At 66.9% G+C, this 17461-nt stretch carries 17 protein-coding genes; 7 read left to right on the plus strand and 10 right to left on the minus strand.

Features of this window, described 5'->3' with window-relative positions; genetic code table 11:
- The first annotated feature begins 39 nt into the window (after positions 1 to 39).
- The 7 genes from AC13FN_RS07305 (at position 40) to AC13FN_RS07335 (ending at position 7443) form a co-directional block, all read left to right on the plus strand.
- Positions 40 to 1089: a heme/hemin ABC transporter substrate-binding protein gene (locus tag AC13FN_RS07305; RefSeq protein ID WP_482984503.1), complete on the plus strand. Its 1050-nt coding sequence runs from the start codon at positions 40 to 42 to the stop codon at positions 1087 to 1089.
- Positions 1086 to 2129, plus strand: coding sequence for a FecCD family ABC transporter permease (locus AC13FN_RS07310; protein ID WP_217015779.1), 1044 nt, complete (start codon positions 1086 to 1088; stop codon positions 2127 to 2129). Before AC13FN_RS07305 ends, AC13FN_RS07310 begins: the two co-directional genes overlap by 4 nt.
- Positions 2126 to 2887, plus strand: coding sequence for a heme ABC transporter ATP-binding protein (locus AC13FN_RS07315; protein ID WP_482984502.1), 762 nt, complete (start codon positions 2126 to 2128; stop codon positions 2885 to 2887). Before AC13FN_RS07310 ends, AC13FN_RS07315 begins: the two co-directional genes overlap by 4 nt.
- Positions 2888 to 2951: 64 nt before the next feature.
- Positions 2952 to 3701 (plus strand): hypothetical protein, encoded by a 750-nt coding sequence (locus AC13FN_RS07320; RefSeq protein ID WP_312392341.1) that lies wholly within the window; start codon positions 2952 to 2954, stop codon positions 3699 to 3701.
- A 415-nt stretch (positions 3702 to 4116) separates the two neighbouring features.
- Positions 4117 to 6153, plus strand: coding sequence for an elongation factor G (gene fusA, locus AC13FN_RS07325; protein ID WP_241885086.1), 2037 nt, complete (start codon positions 4117 to 4119; stop codon positions 6151 to 6153).
- A 151-nt stretch (positions 6154 to 6304) separates the two neighbouring features.
- A complete protein-coding gene (locus tag AC13FN_RS07330; RefSeq protein ID WP_006366874.1) occupies positions 6305 to 6577 on the plus strand; it encodes a hypothetical protein in 273 nt (90 codons plus the stop codon).
- A 110-nt stretch (positions 6578 to 6687) separates the two neighbouring features.
- On the plus strand, positions 6688 to 7443 hold the full coding sequence (locus AC13FN_RS07335) for a SapC family protein (protein ID WP_049436396.1): 756 nt from the start codon (positions 6688 to 6690) through the stop codon (positions 7441 to 7443).
- Here the strand turns inward: AC13FN_RS07335 and AC13FN_RS07340 are convergent, their stop codons facing one another.
- The 10 genes from AC13FN_RS07340 to AC13FN_RS07385 all read right to left on the minus strand — a co-directional run bounded on the left by AC13FN_RS07340 (position 7444) and on the right by AC13FN_RS07385 (position 17460).
- Positions 7444 to 9768 (minus strand): ATP-binding protein, encoded by a 2325-nt coding sequence (locus tag AC13FN_RS07340; RefSeq protein ID WP_482984501.1) that lies wholly within the window; start codon positions 9766 to 9768, stop codon positions 7444 to 7446. It abuts the gene before it with no gap.
- Entirely contained in the window at positions 9765 to 10391 is a 627-nt protein-coding gene (locus AC13FN_RS07345; RefSeq protein ID WP_159360131.1) for a LuxR C-terminal-related transcriptional regulator, read from the minus strand. Before AC13FN_RS07345 ends, AC13FN_RS07340 begins: the two co-directional genes overlap by 4 nt.
- Before the next feature lie 173 nt (positions 10392 to 10564).
- Entirely contained in the window at positions 10565 to 10978 is a 414-nt protein-coding gene (locus tag AC13FN_RS07350; RefSeq protein WP_457327231.1) for a GNAT family N-acetyltransferase, read from the minus strand.
- A 240-nt stretch (positions 10979 to 11218) separates the two neighbouring features.
- Positions 11219 to 11752, minus strand: coding sequence for a lipocalin family protein (locus tag AC13FN_RS07355; protein WP_053442995.1), 534 nt, complete (start codon positions 11750 to 11752; stop codon positions 11219 to 11221).
- A gap of 8 nt (positions 11753 to 11760) precedes the next feature.
- Positions 11761 to 12834, minus strand: a complete 1074-nt coding sequence (locus AC13FN_RS07360) for an SAM-dependent methyltransferase (protein WP_054171731.1) — start codon at positions 12832 to 12834, stop codon at positions 11761 to 11763.
- The gene (locus AC13FN_RS07365) at positions 12831 to 13616 is read right to left on the minus strand and encodes a DUF1295 domain-containing protein (protein ID WP_262102643.1); all 786 of its coding nucleotides are present in this window, start codon (positions 13614 to 13616) and stop codon (positions 12831 to 12833) included. The genes AC13FN_RS07360 and AC13FN_RS07365 overlap by 4 nt, the downstream gene beginning before the upstream one ends.
- Positions 13613 to 14161 carry a DUF2878 domain-containing protein gene (locus AC13FN_RS07370; RefSeq protein ID WP_262102642.1) on the minus strand — a complete coding sequence of 183 codons (549 nt, stop codon included), beginning with the start codon at positions 14159 to 14161 and terminating at the stop codon, positions 13613 to 13615. Before AC13FN_RS07370 ends, AC13FN_RS07365 begins: the two co-directional genes overlap by 4 nt.
- 1 nt (position 14162) lies before the next feature.
- Entirely contained in the window at positions 14163 to 15422 is a 1260-nt protein-coding gene (locus AC13FN_RS07375) for a class I SAM-dependent methyltransferase (RefSeq protein WP_197643354.1), read from the minus strand.
- Entirely contained in the window at positions 15419 to 16186 is a 768-nt protein-coding gene (locus AC13FN_RS07380; protein ID WP_482984500.1) for a DUF1365 domain-containing protein, read from the minus strand. Before AC13FN_RS07380 ends, AC13FN_RS07375 begins: the two co-directional genes overlap by 4 nt.
- A complete protein-coding gene (locus AC13FN_RS07385) occupies positions 16183 to 17460 on the minus strand; it encodes an NAD(P)/FAD-dependent oxidoreductase (RefSeq protein ID WP_478413666.1) in 1278 nt (425 codons plus the stop codon). The genes AC13FN_RS07380 and AC13FN_RS07385 overlap by 4 nt, the downstream gene beginning before the upstream one ends.
- Position 17461: the final 1 nt, after the last annotated feature.

The raw sequence follows: 17461 nt of genomic DNA on the forward strand, positions 1-17461 counted from the left end.
GGCGGCGTGCGCGTCGCCCTGCCAGCAAGGAGAACGTCCATGAACATCGCGTCCCGTCTGCGCCTGTGTGCGCTCCCGCTGGCCGTTTCGCTGGCGCTGGCCGCCTGTGGCGGCTCGTCGGCTCCCTCCGATGGCAAGGCGCCGGCCGAGCCGCCCGCGGCAACGGCGGCGGCTGCGGAAACCGCGCTGCCGGCAGGTTGGCAGCGCGTGGCCGGTGCCGAAATGCCGGCCGTACACGACCAGAAGGCCGTGCTTCCGGCCAAGGTGCATTCCGATGATGGCGCCGACGTCGAAGTGGCCGACACCAGCCGGATCATTGCCGGTGGTGACGATGTCATCGCGGTGATCGAGGCGCTGGGGCTGGGCAAGCAGGTGTTCGCTGCGCCAACCAACACCACCACCCAGGCCGGTCTGGCCGCACCGCACCAGTTCCTGTTCAACCGAACCACTGGCGTGGAGGGCGTGCTGAGCCTGCAGGGCTCGTTGTTCCTCGGCAACAGCCTGCGCCGCCACACCGAGCTGGCCAAGAAGCTGCGCGAAGTGGGCGAGCCGGCCGTGGTCATCGATGACCTGCAGCCGGCCCCGGACAAGGTGCGCAAGGTCGCCGCCGCACTAGGGCTGGCCGAGGCAGGGCAGACACTTGCCACGCAGGTGCAGCGTCAGCTCGACGAGGCTGCAGCGATTGGCAAGGGCCTGGGCCATGCGCCACGAGTGATCCATGTCTCGGCAACAGGTGCCGGTGGCTCGCCGACCGTTGCGGGTGCCGACAGCGCGTCGGCGCAGCTGATCGCGTTGGCCGGTGGCGTCAACATCGGCACCGAGGCCGGGGTGAAGAACTACTCGCAGCTGAGCAATGAAGGCGTGGTTGCCGCGGCACCGGAGGTGATCCTGGTGACCGAGCACGACCTGCAGTTGTTCGGCGGTGCCGAAGGCCTGTGGAAGGCGTACCCGACGCTGAGGCAGACCCCGGCCGGGCAGGCCAACCGGGTCTGGGTGATGCCGGATGTGCAGCTGAAGTACACCAGTGTCGGCTCCGGTGCCGGTGCGCTGGCGCTGGCGAAGGCGTTCGCGGCGATGCCGAAGGCATGAGTCCAGCGGATCGCCGCCGCCGTCGCGGGCGGACGATGTTGATGGTGGCGTTGCTGGCACTGCTGGGTGCGGTGCTGGCCTCGTTCGCCGTGGGCCCGCTGCGGCTGCCGCCGCTGGAGGTGATGCAGGCGTTGGCGGTGAAGCTGGGCCTGCTCGATCCGCAGGCGGTCAGCAGCCGCGACCTCGCCGTGGTCTGGCAGCTGCGCATTCCGCGCGCCCTGTTGGGCGCGATGGTGGGCGCGTCGCTGGCGATGGCCGGTGCCAGCCTGCAGGGCCTGTTCGGCAACCCGCTGGCCGACCCCGGCATCGTCGGTGTCAGCCAGGGTGCTGCGCTGGGCGCGGTGGCCGCCATCGTGCTGGGCGCTGCGGGTGCGGCGGGCTGGCTGGTGCCTGTGGCGGCGTTCGCCGGCGGTGCGCTGGCGATCGGCCTGACCTACGCGCTGGCGCGGCCCGGCAAGGGCAGTGGCAATGCCACGCTGCTGCTGGTCGGTATCGCGATGGCCGCGTTCTGCTCGGCGCTGATCGGTTTCCTCACGTACATCGCCAGCGAGAGCGAGCTGCAGTCGCTGGTGTTCTGGCAGATGGGCTCGCTGGCGCGCGCCAACTGGGCCGATGTGGCGGCGGTGGTGCCGCTGTTTGCCATCGGCGTGTTCGCGTTGCAGCGACTGGCCACGCCGCTGGACATGCTGGCGCTGGGCGAACGCCAGGCACAGCACCTTGGGCTGGACGTTACCCGCACGCGTCGCCGCCTGGTGGCGTTCAGTGCGCTGCTGGTGGGTGCGGCGGTGGCATTTGCCGGTTCAATCAGTTTCGTGGGTCTGGTGGTGCCGCACGTGGCGCGCCTGCTGGTCGGCCCCGGCCATCGTTGGCTGCTGCCGCTGTCCGGCCTGCTCGGCGCGCTGCTGATCGTGGTGGCCGACACCGCGGCTCGCACGTTGGATCCGCCGGCGGAGATTCCGCTGGGCTTGTTCTCGGCAGCGTTGGGTGCGCCGTTCTTCCTCTGGCTGGTGCTGCAGCAGCGCCGCAAGGCTGCCCCATGAGCGTGCTATTGAAGCTGCATGAGGTAGTGGTCCACCGCCAGCAGCGTGAAATCCTGCACGGTATCTCGCTGGCGTTCGAACCGGGTACGGTGACCGCTCTGGTTGGCCCGAATGGCGCGGGCAAGTCCACGCTGTTGGCCGTCGCGGCCGGCGACCTGCGCGCTGATGCGGGCGAGGTGAGCCTTCTGGGCAAGCCGCTGGCCAGCTACAAGGCCGGACCACTGGCGCGCGAGCGCGCGGTGATGCCACAGGAGCACGGCGTGCGCTTTGCCTTCAGCGTGGAGGAAGTGGTGGCGATGGGGCGGTTGCCACATCCGCCGGATCCAGTGGTGGATGACGCCCAGGTGGAAGCGGCCATCGATGCCGCCGAACTGCAGGCGCTGCGCCTGCGCGAGGTGCAGCAGCTGTCCGGTGGCGAATCCGCGCGTACCACGTTCGCGCGCGTGCTGGCACAGGACACCCCATTGCTGCTGCTGGACGAGCCGACCGCCGCACTGGATCTACGTCATCAGGAGCGCACGCTGCGCAGTGTGCGTGCCTGTGCCGAGGCCGGTGCGTGCGTGATCGTGGTGCTGCACGATCTGAATCTGGCGGCCGGTTATGCCGATCGCATCGTGCTGCTGGAGCAGGGCAGGGTGGCGGCCGACGGCACACCGTTGCAGGTGCTGACCGAAGACAACCTGCAGCGGGTCTACCAGCAGGATGTGGTGGTGCTGGAGCATCCGCGGCGCGGGGTGCCGCTGGTGGTGGTGACCTGAGCATCAACGCGCTCTGCCAGGCGACGTATCATGTGCGGTTCGTTCTCTTCAATGGACTGATGCAATGATCCGTACTGTTTCACATGGCGTGCTGCTCTCGGCAATGGTCGCCTCCGTATGCGCCGCCAGCACTGCGTCGGCATCCTCGGTTTCCCTGATCAAGGCCGCCGAGCAGGCCTCGCTGATCGAGAGCCGGTATTCCGCTGGCGGGAGCGCTCCTGTGGTTCCGGTGGCGACCCGCTATTTCGCCAGTGATGAAGTGCTCATCAGTTGGGACGACCAGCAGGTACTGATGTTGTGCAGGGAGGCGGTGTACCTTCAGATTCCTGCCGGCAAGGCAGGTGACGTTGCGCTGGCCACCGAACAGCGGCAGATGATTGCCTACCAGGCGCTGATGTCCGGAATGGGTTCGGTTGCGGCCGTGGCAGAAGCGGCGGGTGATTCCGTGGTGGTGGCAGACGACGGTAGCGAGACCCGTCGCGCGGGGGAGAGCAGCTGGGCCTACGGGGTGGAGCGCCATGAAGTCACCACCCAACGCATGGCCGATGGCGCGCTGCGGATCCGGGCGCGCAAGACCGAGACCGTGAACAAGGCCAAGCCTGCGGAGCCAGGCGATATGTTCAGCACCGAAGACGACCAGGCTGCACGATTGTCGGAGCTGGCGCCGGTCGGCAGCTGGACCGAGGTGGTGATCCATGGTGGCCCGCGCCAGGCGCAGGTGGATCTGGCGATGTCGTTGAAGGGATGGATCTCGATGGGGGACGACCAGGCGGCGACCGTGGGTGAGGCGCGCAAGCTGCACGACTGCAACTAAGGCAGGGGAGGGGTCAGAGCCCTTTGCCGTCGCAAAGGGATCCGACCCCGATGCCCGCCGGCTTCATCGTTCTATTTATGTGCGCAATATTCACTTGCGCGCCAGATTGGCAGGTCTAGAATGCGCCCCATGAACCGGATGCCGCTCCTGAAGTTTTTCACCCTGACCCGCGCAAGCGCGGAACGGGCGTGTCTGCCTGGAGCCCCACGAGGCCGTTGAAGCGGCCATCGCTGGACCTTCGACAGAGCGCCCTCCGGGGCGCTCTTTTCGTTTCCGCAGTTCCATTTCCCGTAACCCGATGTACCGCAAGGAGAACGTGCCATGCACCAGATCGCCGAGACCGAACGCTAGCCGCGCACCCTGTCGCCAACCGGGGTGCGCGGCCCCCGAAGTTGGCTTTGCAGGAACCTTTCTCATGAACACCCAAGTCCTTTCCCGCCGTCGCAACCTTGGCATCATTGCCCACATCGACGCCGGCAAAACCACGCTGACCGAACGCTTGCTGTGGAAAAGCGGCGAGATCCATCGCGTCGGCGAAGTGCACGACGGCAATGCGACCACCGACTTTTCGGCGATCGAGCGCGAGCGTGGCATCACCATCGGCGCTGCCGCCGTGCAGGCGCAGTGGGCGCCGCGTGACCTGCCGCCGCATCGGCTCACCCTGATCGACACCCCCGGCCACATCGACTTCGCCATCGAAGTCGAGCGTTCGCTGCGCGTGCTCGACGGTGCCGTGGCGGTGTTCTCGGCCGTGGATGGCGTGCAGCCGCAGTCCGAGACGGTGTGGCGCCAGGCGCGCCGTCATCGCGTGCCGTTGATCGCCTTCGTCAACAAGATGGATCGCGTCGGCGCTTCGTTCGAGCGCGTGCTGGAGCAACTGCAGGACAAGCTGCGGGCCCGGCCTTGGGCGCTGGGCGTGCCGTTGGGCAGCGAAAGCGGCTTCAACGGCTGGGTCGATCTGGTCGATGAGCGCGTGCTGCAGTGGCAGGATGGTGCCGCAACCACGATGACCCCGTGGGACGGCGCGGTGCGCGCCCAGTGGCAGGCACAGCGCGATGCGCTGGTCGAAGCCGTGGCTGATCACGACGAGCAGCTGGCCGATGCCTGGCTGGAAGGGCGCGTGATCGATGCCGAACAGCTGCGCGCAGCGATCCGTCGGGCGACGCTGGCGGGTGCGGGCGTGCCTGTGCTGGCCGGTGCCGCGTTCAAGGACAAGGGCATCGAGACGCTGCTGGACGCCGTGGTCGATTACCTGCCATCGCCGTTGGACCGGCCTGCCGTGACCGCTGAAAGCGAGCGCGGCGAGGTGGTACTGCCGCCGGACCCGGATGGTCCGCTGGCAGGCTTGCTGTTCAAGATCACCCATCAGCAGCACGGCGCCCTCAGCTTCGTGCGGCTGTACTCGGGCACCTTGAAGGTGGGCGACGCGGTGGCCAGCTCGCAGCATCCGCAGGGCCGGCGTGTCAGCCGGCTGGTGCGGGTGCAGGCCGACCAGACTCACGACATCGAACAGGCCGTGGCCGGTGACATCGTCGCGGTGCTGGGCTGGAAGGATGCGGTCAGCGGCGAAACGCTGAGCGGCCGTGCGCAGCCGCTGCGCCTGGAGAACATCCAGGCACAGGCGCCGGTGCTGGCCTGGCGGCTGGAGCCGGCGCGTGCGGCCGACCTGATCCGGATGGCGCAGGGCCTGGCCAGCCTGGCCCAGGAAGATCCGTCGTTCCGCGTCGAAACCGATCGCGACACGGCGGAGACCCTGGTCTGGGGAATGGGCGAGCTGCACCTGGAGGTGATGGTCGAACGCCTGCGCAGCGAATGGAAGGTGGATGTGGGCGTGGGCTCGCCGCGCGTGGCCTACCAGGAGACGCCGATGCGTGCGATGACCGGCGTCGTCGGGCGGCTGGTCAAGCAGACCGGTGGCCAGGGCCAGTTCGCGCACGTGGTACTGGATGTATTGCCGCGCGAGGACGACCAGGTGGTGTTCAACGACCGCATTGTCGGTGGCGTGGTGCCGCGCAGCTTCATCGCTGCGGTGGAGAAGGGCGTGCGTGCCGCGCTGTCGGAAGGGCCGCAGGGCCATCCGGTGGTCGGTATCGAGGTCAGTCTTGTCGATGGCCAGACCCATGCCAAGGACTCGTCGGAGATGGCGTTCCATCGTGCGGGTGCCGAGGCGATCAAGGCCGCGCTGGCCGAGGGTGGCACGCAGCTGCTGGAACCGGTGATGGCGGTGACGGTGCATTCGCCATCAGCGTCGGTGGGTGATGTGGTGGGCGACCTCAATCGTCGCCATGGTCGCATTGCCCGCATCGACGACCAGGACGGTCGCGCCGAGGTCAGTGGCTTTGCGCCGCTGGCGCAGCTGGTGGGTTACACCACGTCGCTGCGTTCGCTCAGCCAGGGGCGGGCGAGCAGCGAGGCGCACCTGCACGGCTATGAGCCGGTACGCGCTGCATGAGGAAGGTGAAGGGAGCCCGTTCGCGGGCTCCCTTTTTTGCGACGGCTTTTTGCATTGCATTGCAACAAAACTGCAGAAAAAGCTGGATTAAAGTGATGCCTCACGATAAATTGCGCACCCCCCGTTGCTCGCCGCCGCCCGCACCCCTCTCATGCGTGATGACAAAGACCCCGGAACCCTGGAGCTGACCCTGCCGCGAAAGCGCGGCCGTCCGCCCAAGTTCGGGTACGCAATGAGTGATGCGCAGCGGGCCGCACGCTACCGCGCGCGCCGGGCAGGGCAGGCCAACCACGCCGATGTGCGCGCCTGCTCGGACATGGTGCTGCTGGACAAGATCCGCGCCGCAGTCAGCGCGCGCGACACCGAGCTGGCCGGCTTCCTGGTCCACGTGCTCTGGCAGCGCTACCCCCTGCAGCTGAAATAGGCCGTCGGTGGGGTGGCCGTTGTCATCGAGCTTGTTGATAATGCGGGATTCAGGTTGTTCCCGCTGGCGCGCCCGGGATGGCAGGCGCGCATGATCGAACGGTTCCCAAGATGACGACCACCAGCGACACCACCACCGAAGCGGCGCCGAGCAGCGCCCCCCTGTTCTACACCCGTCCGGTGCCGCTGCAGGCCGATGTGCATGCCAATCTGCGCATCCTGCCGGGCAAGCTCGAGTTTGCCGCCGGCAACAACGCCATTCCGCTGGTGCTGGGCGAGTTCTCGCTGGCCCTGCACCACTTCCCGATCCTGTTCGCTGGCCCGACCGCCGTGCCGATGGCCGCCGTTGGTGTTTCCGACCAGAACCTGTTCATCAAGGACGGCCTGTGGGAAGACGAGGCCTATATCCCGGCCTACCTGCGTCGCCACCCCTTCATCTTCATCGACACCGGTGCGGACAACGACTTCCTGCTGGGCATCGACGAAGAGAGCTCGCGCGTGGTCAAGGGCGGTGACGAAGGCCAGCCGCTGTTCGTGGACGGCAAGGCCACCGACATGGTGCAGCAGGCGCTGGAGTTCTGCGGCCAGTACACCCGCGAGCATGAACAGACCCAGGCTTTCTCCAAGGCCCTGATCGACAACGGCCTGCTGGTCGAGCGCAATGCCACCGTCCGCACCCCGGATGGCCGCGAGTTCAATCTCAACGGCTTCCTGGTGGTGGACGTGGAGAAGTTCGTGGCCCTGCCGGAAGCGACCGTGGTCGAGTGGCACCGCAGCGGCTGGTTGGCGCTGATCCACCAGCACCTGATGTCGCTGGGTCGCTTCAATGACCTGACCCGTCGCCAGGTCGAGCGCCTGGCGGCCTGATCAGGCCGATGGTGCGGCTTCCGCCCTGCGGGAGCCGTGCCACTGCTGCAATCCCTGCAGCAGCCGCCGCGCCTGGACCCAGTCAGGCGCGGTCTCATGCCCCAGCTCCCACAGAGCGGCCGCCATGCCGGCCTGATCCATTGCCCGGCACATCTGCAGCGTGCCCTGCAGGCGGTGCACATGGTGGCGTAGTGTCGCAGCATCGACGTCCTGCACGGCCTGTTCGATCCTGTCCAGCTCATAGGCAATGTCTGCAGCGTAATCCGGCTCGACGCCAGGGGCGTCATCCGGCGCAGTACCGTGCGCCGGGGGCGGGAGGCCCAGCGCCTGCAGCAAGCTCGCAACCTGCAATGGCTTGACCAGGATGGCGTCGAATCCGGCCCTTCGGCAGCGCGCCGCGTGCCGGCGCCCCATGCGGGCGGACAGGGCAATCACTCGCAGGGGGGGCTCTGCCTGCGCGCGCAGCTGCTGCGCCAGAGCGTAGCCATCCGAGTCGCGAAGCCCGATGTCCAGCACGACCGTGGCGCGCGGTCGTAGCGCGTGCTCGGCCAGTGCGGTGTCGGCATCGGCAACCGCGCGTACATCCGCACCCAGCCGGCGCAGCTGCTCTGCGACGATGTGCCGGCTGAGTGCATGATCTTCGACCAGGAGCAGGTCGATGCCGGCCAGTGGTGTCTGCTGCAGCGGCTCGATGGGTGGCGGATCGCCGTGGACGGCGCGGACCGGCAATCGCAGGGTGAAGCGGCTGCCGCGCCCATGCACGCTGTGTGCGGTCAGGTTGCCGCCCATGGCAACGGCCAGTTCGTGCGCGATCGTCAGGCCCAGCCCGCTGCCGCCACGTCTCTGGCCCTCCTCGCTCTGCTGGAATGGCCGGAACAGAAGCGCCAGTTGAGCGGGCGCAATGCCGATGCCGCTGTCGATCACATCCAGCAACAGCTCCCGGGGAGACAGGGCGGGCGATAGTTGCAGGCGCACTTCGATACCGCCGACATCCGTGAATTTCAATGCATTGCCCAGCAGGTTGTCGACAATCTGGCGCAGTCCATCAGCATCCAGCGCGACCACCGGCGCTGGGTCGGGCGCGCGATCGAGCTGGAGTGACAGGCCTCTCCGTAGTGCCTCCGGCCGGATCGCTTCCAGTGCACGCGTACAGAGTTGACCGACGTCACAGGGCACGGGATGCGGCCTGAAGCTGCCGCTGGCAAGGCGCGAGAACGTCAGTGAGCGATCGAGCAGCCTGCGCAGCGAGTGGCCGGCGGCAAGCGCTGCCGCGAGCAGTTCGCGCTGCCCCTTGGGCAGGTGTGACTGGCTCAGCAGGTCGATCGAAGCCAGAATCGTCTGCGCGGAATTGCGCACCTCGTGGCTGATCATCCCCGCCGCGCGCCCCAAGCGGCGTTCCGTGCGGCCGATTCGCCAACGTAGCGCCTGCCAGAGCACAGGTAGGCCGATGAGTGCCGTGGCCAGATACAGCAGCCATCGCAGGAGCGGGAGGCGCATCTGGTCAAGTGTGCTCTCGATGGATGCGGGCAGCATCTGCTGTGCCCACAACTCCAGCAGGCCTGCGTGCTCTTCGAGCGTGATGGCGCGCAGCGCCTGATCGATGCGGGCCAGCAGCTGCTGGTCCTCGCGGCGGACAAACAGGTGCAGATCGGTGGAAAAATCGCTGTCGAACGGGTGCAGTTGCAGGTTGCCCGCGAAGTGCTTCCGGATCATCGACTGCAGCGTTGCTTCCAGGCCGATGGCCGCATCGGCGATACCGCTCTCTACGGCGGCCAGCGCCGCATGGCGGTCGTGAAGGCGCAGCAGGTGGATCTGTGGATGGTGGGTCGCCAGCCAGTCGGCATAGGGGCCACCGTCAACTACGGCCAGCACCTGCGCCCTCACCCCGGTGACGTCACGGGGTGGGCGTTCGCCTTTACGCACGGCCAGCACCGTCCTGCCGCCATGGAAAGCGCCCGATGCCACCAGGTCGGGACAGGGGAGCGGGCGACGCGAAGGACTGCCCATGACCAGCACCAGGTCGGCCTCGTGCTGGCAGACGGCAGCGACCGCCGCGCTCGTGCTGGTGTAGGTGAGATCACGGAAGCGCAGGCCGGAATGCTGAGCGACGAGGTCGGCATAACCATGGGCGAGGGTGGGGGGCGTGCTTGAATCCGCCAGCGTTGCAGGTAGCGGGCGCAGTGACGGCGCGGTGGCGACCCGCACTTCGCGGCCGGCGGACCATTCCTGCAGTTGCGCATCCTCGGCCGAGGCTGCGGGCAGCAGGATCAGGGCCAGCAGCAAGGTGCACGAAGTGCGCAGACGGAGACGAGCGCGGCGCCTCATCGCACCTCCAGCTGCCGCCGCAGTGCATAGATCTCCACGTCATTGCGCAACCCGAGCTTGCGCAGGGCGGCGATCTTCTGGGTGCTGACCGTCTTGACGCTGCGATGACGGTGCAGCGCGATCTCCGAGACGGTCAGGCCGGCCAGAAGCAGGTCCAGCACTTCGCGTTCATTGCGACTGAGCTCCTGGCGGTTGGCCGGGAACAGGCAATCGGCGGGCAGGCGGCACAGTCCCTGCGAGATGCGCACGATGGCTTCAGACAACATCTCCAGGGGCTCGGACTTGCTGACCACGCCGCTGATGCCGGCCGTCAGCAGGTGGTCGATGCGGGTGGTTGGCGTCAGCGTGGCGAAGGCGAGCAGGGGAACATGAGGAAAACACTGGCGCAGCAGGGAGACCAGTTCATCACTGCTGCGGTCGCCGGGCGCCAGGGTGAGATCGATGATGGCGACATCCACTGCCAGCTGGCGCAGGCTGCTAACGAGCTCATCGCTGCGGGTGTGACTGGCGACGATATCGAAGCGGAGGTCGCGGGACAGGTGCAGGACGGTGCCGCGGCGGACGACTTCGTGATCGTCGAGGAGTGCCAGCCGCAGTCGGCGCGGTGCAGGGTATCCATTCATGCGCTGGGAGGTGATCGGCGCCCGAAGGGCGTGGCGATCATTCTGGCGCTGCTGTCGCGTCGAGCATCGAATTTGTTGGATTTTTGCGATTATTCCTAAGGGTCGATGTGCAAGATCTATCAATCCAGTATTGCCGGTTGATGCAGTGGATTGTCAGGCCACAGTCAGACCCTTCAGGGCACGTCGCCCCCGCTGCGCAGGTCGCGGGCCATTTCGCTGGTCGCAGCCCATCCGAGATCGGCATACAGGGGCTTCCCTTGGGCGGTAGCGTGCAGCACCGCGTAGGCCACCCCTCGCCCGGCGAACGCGTGGTCGGCCAGCTTCATCAGCTGGCGGGCGATGCCGCGACGCCGGTAGCCGGGCTCCACGTAGACATTGAGTACGTAGCCGCGCGAGTCCTGCTCTGGATGGGCGGGGTGGGGTGGCCAGTCGATCAGCATCAGGCCGATGCCTGCGATGGGGTGTCCATTGTCGGAAAGGACATGGCCGAAGTAGTCGCCCGACACCAAGCGCGGCTCCAGCCATCTACGGAACGGGGCTGCCATCTGCTGCAGGACCTCTTCGCTCCGGCCGCTTTCACGAAACATCGCTTCACGGTGAGCGCAGATGAGGTCGAGGTCGCACGGAAGGATCTGCCGGACGGCGAAGCCATTCCAGGAGGCTGTGATGGTACTGCCAGGAGTGCTATTCATTGGTCGTGTATCCGTTCAGACCCTGCTGGCTTGTCCAGCATCGTATCTGAAGGGCGCATGGCGAAAGCACCACGTTGCAATGATTGATGATCGACTCTTGCTCCAGGACGATCCACCTGGGACGAAGGTGCGGTGTCATCGCACCGACTGCGGTACCCGTCTCAGCGTGCGGGTGTCGTAACCCATCGCCGCAATCCGCTCGACTGCCTGCTGGTAGTCTCTGTCCGACACCTGCGGGGTGCGGGCCATATACCAGACGTAATCACGCTTGCTTCGCGCCACGATGGTCTGGCGGTAGCCTTCGTCGAGCCAGGCGATCACGTACTCAGCCTGGATCGGCCAGATGAACTGCATGCCCCAGATCGCGCCATTGCCTTCCTTCTCGACACGGCCGATGGGGTGCATCGATTTCTGCGGGGCATCAAAACTGCCCTTGCGATAGGTGAAGGTGGTCTGGATGCGCCCATCGGAGCGCAGGGCATAGCTCTCCACGGCGTCGAAGGCCTCGCGTTCAGGTCGCGATGGGATATGCGCGATCACGTACCAGTCACCCATGAAACGCGGCACATCCACCGCTGACGGACGCGGCAGTGGGCGCGTGTCGCTGGAGCTGCAGCCGGAACCGAACAGGCCGATCGCGATCAGGGGAAGCAGTGGAAACTTTCGCATGTCACACCTCAGCGGGGCCGGAACAGGTAGTGGGCCACCAGCCACTGCTGGCCGTCGTCGTAGCCGAACAGCTCGGCACACGCCATCCAGAACATCCGCCAGCGTTGCCACCAGATGCGCGCAGCCGCCGGCCCATAGGTCGCCGCCAGTATCGGCATCACCCGGTCGCGTGCCGCATCCTGATTGGCCAGCCAGTGCTCGGCGGTGCGTTGGTAGTGGGTGCCGTCCAGCAACCAGCGCTGATCCAGTCGCAGGTCGCGCTGGAAATGCAGCAGGGTATCGGCGGCCGGCATCAGTCCGCCGGTGAAGAAATGGCGGCCCATCCAGTTGTCGCCGCCCTCGGTTTCGAACGGGTACATCAGCGTGCGATGGGCGAAGATGTGCACAAACAACGCACCGTCCGGCTTCAGCCACTGTGCGATGCGCGCCAGCAGGCGCTCGTAGTTGCGCACGTGCTCGAACATCTCGACCGAAACGCAGCGATCAAACTGCGCGGTGGCCAGTTCCAGCTGGTTCACGTCACGGGTGAGCACTTCAACATTGGGCAGTCCGCGCGCCTGGCACTGGGCCATGATGTGTTCGCGCTGGCTGTGCGAGTTGGACACGGCCGTGATCGTTGCGCGCGGATAGCGCTCGGCCATCCATAGCGTCAGCGAGCCCCAGCCGCAGCCCAGTTCGAGAATGTGCTGTCCATCGGCCAGGCCAGCGCGCTGGCCGTACAGCTGCAGCATTGCTTCTTCAGCCTGGTCCAACGTTTCGCGCCCGGTGGGGTAATAGCAGCTGCTGTACTTCAACCGGTTGCCGAGGCAGGCCTGGAAGAACGCCGCGGGCACTTCATAGTGCTGCCGGTTGGCGGCATCGGTGTGCAGGGCCAGCGGGCTGTCGGCCAGTTCGGCGATGCGGTGGCTGAAACGCGCGGACTGCGCTTCGATTCCACCTGCCGATTCTTCCTGCAGGCGTTGCGCGCACAGCCGTCGGATGCCAGCACGCAGCGCAGCGTCCGGCAGCAGGCCGCGTTCGGCCCAGGCGGTCAGCCCGGTTTCTGCTTCCTCGGTCGGATTCAGTGACGGTATCGCGCTCATGCGGAATGCTCCTTGGAAGGGCGGGGGAACCAGGGGAAGAACATCGGCGTGCTGCGCTGATAGGCGCGGTAGTCGTCGCCGCGGCTGCGCAGGGCCTGCTTCTCGGTGAACGGGATGCCGCTCAGATAGCGCAGGAACACATACATCAGCACGGGGCCGAGCCAGGCCAGCCACCACAGCGGGGAGCCGACGGCCAGCAGCACGTAGGTGAACCAGTGCAGCCACTCGAAGAAGTAGTTGGGGTGGCGGGAATACCGCCAGAGTCCATCACGGCAGGTGCGGCCCTTGTTCGCCGGGTTGGCGCGGAACCGGGCCAGCTGCTGGTCGGCCAGCGATTCTCCGCCCACGCTCAGCAGCCAGACGAGCGCAGCCGCCATTACCCAGGGTGCCGTGCCTGCGGTTTGATTGGCGGCGACCGCGACGAAGGGCAGGGCAAACAGCACCACCAGCAGTGCCTGTGCCATGAAGAACCCGAAGATCTTTCCCTGGTGTCCTTGCCAGTGCTCACGAAGGTAGCGATAGCGCCCGTCCTCTTCTTCGTGCCGGACCCGGTGCCAGAGATGAAGGGCCAGGCGACCGCCCCACAGGCCACCGAGCACAGCCAGCGCCACCCGTGGCGTGACCGCACCCTCGCCCAGCAACGCCAGTAGCAGCGCGGCGGCGCCCACGCCCTTGGCCCAAAGTACGTCCACAACGCCGATGTTGTGGTGGCGGCGCTGCCAGGCCCAGCCCCAGCTCATCACCAGTACCGCGTAGAGCAGCACCCAGAGCAGGTTGATCATGATGACGCTCCGACCAGAGGTGGTTGTGGCGTGGTACGCGGGCCGCCACGGGCGGCGCGGCACAACAGGAAAAGTGCAATGGCCCAGCCCGTGCCCAACACCAGGACGCCATGCCACATCGGGCTGTTGAACTGCACGGCGCCGAACCCACGCGCGGCCGACAGGTACGCCAGTGGCGCCAGCAGCAGGCCGAACAGGGGCGGCAGGGCAGGGTGGCGCTGCAGGAAGCGCATCGAGGTGGTCAGGGTCATGGCGAATGCCGCCCACAAGGCCATGATCCAGGGTGGCGGCGCCCATCCCAGCGGGGCTGCGGCGTAGCGCACGGTGCCGCTGGCGGCCGCACTGGCGTCGACCAGCCAGGCGCAGGCCAACGCAAGCAGCAGCAGCCGCAGGTCCAGCCGTGGTTGCGCCGACGTCAGCAGCTGGCTGCCGATATACAGCGACGCAGCCAGCAACGCGGGCCACTGCCAGCCGCGTCCGGCGCCGGCCACCGCGCACAGCCAGACCAGCTGGTTGCCAAGCAGGTTGGCCCAGAACCGGCACATGTCAGTCACCTTCGCCAGCCGGGACCGCAGGTCGATGGCCCGGGCGTGCCAGCAGCAGATGCGAGACGCCGATCGAACGCTCCAGGAAGCCGCCTTCGCAGTAGGCCAGGTAGAAGTCCCACAGGCGGCAGAAGCGCGCATCGAACCCCTGTGCCTGCACGGCGGGCAGCTGTGCGAGGAAGCGCTGGCGCCAGGCGCGCAGGGTCAGCGCGTAGGAATGGCCGAAATCCTGCTGGGCGATCAGCTGCAGGTCGCTGGATCGGCTCTTGGCGGCCATGATCGCATTGATCGATGGGATGAAGCTGCCCGGGAACACGTAGCGCTTGATGTAGTCGACGCTGCGCCGGGCCTGCTCGTAGCGATGGTCCTCGATGGTGATGGCCTGCAGCAGGGCAACACCATCGGGCTTCAGCAGTCGCTGCAGCGTGGCCATGTAGGTGTCCAGGTATTCGGCGCCGATCGCTTCGATCATCTCGATCGATACCAGCTTGTCGAACTGGCCCTGCAGGTCGCGGTAGTCCTGCATCAACAACGTGACCTGGTCCTGCAGTCCTGCGTCCCGCACGCGCTCGGTGGCCAGCGCATGCTGCTCGGCAGAGATGGTGGTGGTGGTGACATGGCAGCCATAGTGCCGGGCGGCGTGTACCGCGAAACCGCCCCAACCGGTGCCGATTTCCACCACCCGGTCGCCCGGCTTGAGTTGCAGCTGGCGGCAGATTCGGTCCAGCTTGCGGCGCGAGGCGGACTCCAGTGATTCGGATTCGCTGGCGAACAGCGCCGACGAATACATGAGATCCGGCGACAGGAACAGGGCAAAGAAGTCGTTGCCCAGGTCGTAGTGGGCGGCGATGTTGCGCCGGCTGCCCTCACGGCTGTTGCGATGCAGCCGGTTCCAGCCGCGCAGCAACCAGCCAGCCACACGGGCTGGGCCCTGCTCCATGCCATCAAGCAGGTCGCGGTTGCGCACCAGCAGCTGTATCAGCGCGACAAGGTCATCACAGTGCCAGTCGCCCTGGATGTAGCTCTCGCCGGCGCCGACGCTGCCCTGCGCAGCGACCTTCCGGTAGAACGCGGGGTCATCGATGGTCACCGTTACCTGCAGCCCTGCGTGGGCGTTGCCCAGCCGGACCTCGCCAAGGGCATCGCGCACGCACAGGTGGCCATCGCGCAAGGGGGCAAGCTGCGCCAGCAGGCGGCGGCGCAGGAAGGCGTCCAGCGCGCCGGGGCGCGGCAGGGTCACCGAAGGCGTCATCGAGTTCATCGTGGTTTCCCGGCAAGGGTGGGGTGGTCGTGTACGGGGTTGCGCTTCAGCCACAGCCGCAGCGCGTGCCAGTGGATGGCGGCCACCACCTGGGTGGTCATCAGTGGGTAGCAGGCGAGGAGCCGCGCCAGCCCGCGGCCATCCAGGCGGCGGCGGTGCATCGTCTGGGTGGCATCGAACTGCCGGATGCCGTCGCGCCAGACCTGCATGTGCACGCGCAGGTCCTCATCGGGGCTGCTGAAGCGCCAGTCGTAGCGGCAGTCCATCGGCATGAACGGCGAAACGTGGAAGCACTTGTCGAACTGCCAACGCAGTGACGCACCTTCGTGGACGGCCGTAGCGACCGGCAGCACGTAGGCGTGCCGTTCCTTCCAGGGCGTGTTGGTGATCTCGGCCACGATGCAGTCCAGCGTGCTGCCGTCGGCGTGGTAGCAGTAGTAGAAGCTGACCGGGTTGAATACATGCCCGGCAAAGCGAAGGTGGGTGAGCAGGCGCACCGGGCCGGAGGGACGATGACCAAGCGTCCGCGCGGCATGGTCGCGCACGGCGTCGGCCAGAGGCTGTGCGGGATCGCCGAAATAGTCGCTGCGCCGGAACTCGGCGAGGTTGCGCCGATTGACCGACCACAGCCAGCGTCCCGCAAACACGGTCTCCAGTTCATCCAGATCGAGCAGCAGTTGCGCAACCGGATAACGGAACGCATGCGGGTGCGGATGATGCCGACGGTGCATGACCTGCCCGAAATAGAGAGCGCTGGCGCTCATGCCGCCACCTCGCCCGGTGTCGACACCCAGCGATGCGGTGCGCAGAACTCAAGTGCATCCACCACGCGGCGGGCGCTGCGGATGCCATCTTCGTGAAAGCCCCAGCCCCAGTAGGCCCCTGCGAACCAGGTGTGGCGATGACCCTGAAGCTCCGCCCATCGCTGCTGCGCGCGAACCGCAGCATGATCGTGCACCGGGTGTGCATAGTGCAGCGTGCGCAGCACCCTGGCAGGGTCGATGGCCTCGCTGCGGTTGAGGGTGACCACCAGTGGCGTGCTGCCCGGCAGGCCCTGCAGCAGGTTCATGCAGTAGCTGACCGTGCAGGGCGCCGCTGGATCCTGCGGGACATGCGCGTTCCAGGCCGCCCAGGCCTTGCGGTTGCGTGGCAGCAGCGAGGCATCGGTATGCAGTACCGCTTCGTTGGATTGGTAGCGGATGGCACCCAGCACCTCGCGCTCGACGGGGTCGGCATCACCCAGCAGGGCCAGGGCCTGGTCGCTATGGCAGGCCAGGATGACTTCGTCGAAGGCTTCGACGCCGGCGGCGCTGTGCACGCGTGCGCCCCCGGGCGTGCGCTCCACCCGCTGCACCGGGCACTGGAGGCGCTCATGCACCCGCCAACGGCGGCGCAGTGCATCCACGTAACGGGCCGACCCGCCGGTAACGACCCGCCAGGAGGACCGCCCGGTCATCTGCAGCATCTGGTGGTTGGCCATGAACTGGGCCAGATAGCGCGCGGGGAAGTCCTGCACCGTGGCGGTGGGCGACGACCACAGTGCCGAGGCCATCGGCAGCAGGTGCTCTTCAATGAAGGCCTCGCCGTAGCGCTGATCTCGCAGATACTCTCCCAGCGTTGGGCCTTCCTCCCCGGCCAGCAACAGCGGGGCATCCCGATAGAAGCGGCGCAGGTCGGCCAGCATGCCCCAGAAGCGCGGCGATACCAGGTTGCGTCGCTGGCAGAACAGGCCATCCAGCGAGGTGGCGTTGTACTCCACGCCGCTGCGCTCGCTGTGCATCGAAAAGCTCATGGTGGTCGGCTGCGACACCACGCCCAGCTCATCGAACAGCGCCGTCAGCAGCGGGTAGTGCTGGGGGTTGAAGACAATGAAGCCGGTGTCCACGGCCATGCGCGTGTCGTCCACCTGCACGTCGTGGGTGTGGGTGTGGCCGCCCAGGTAATCGTTGGCCTCGAACAGCGTCACGTCGTGCCGTTCCTGCAGCCACCAGGCGCTGGCCAGCCCTGAGATGCCTGAGCCGATGATGGCGATGCGCATG

This window comes from Stenotrophomonas sp. 115C5, from assembly GCF_056861055.1.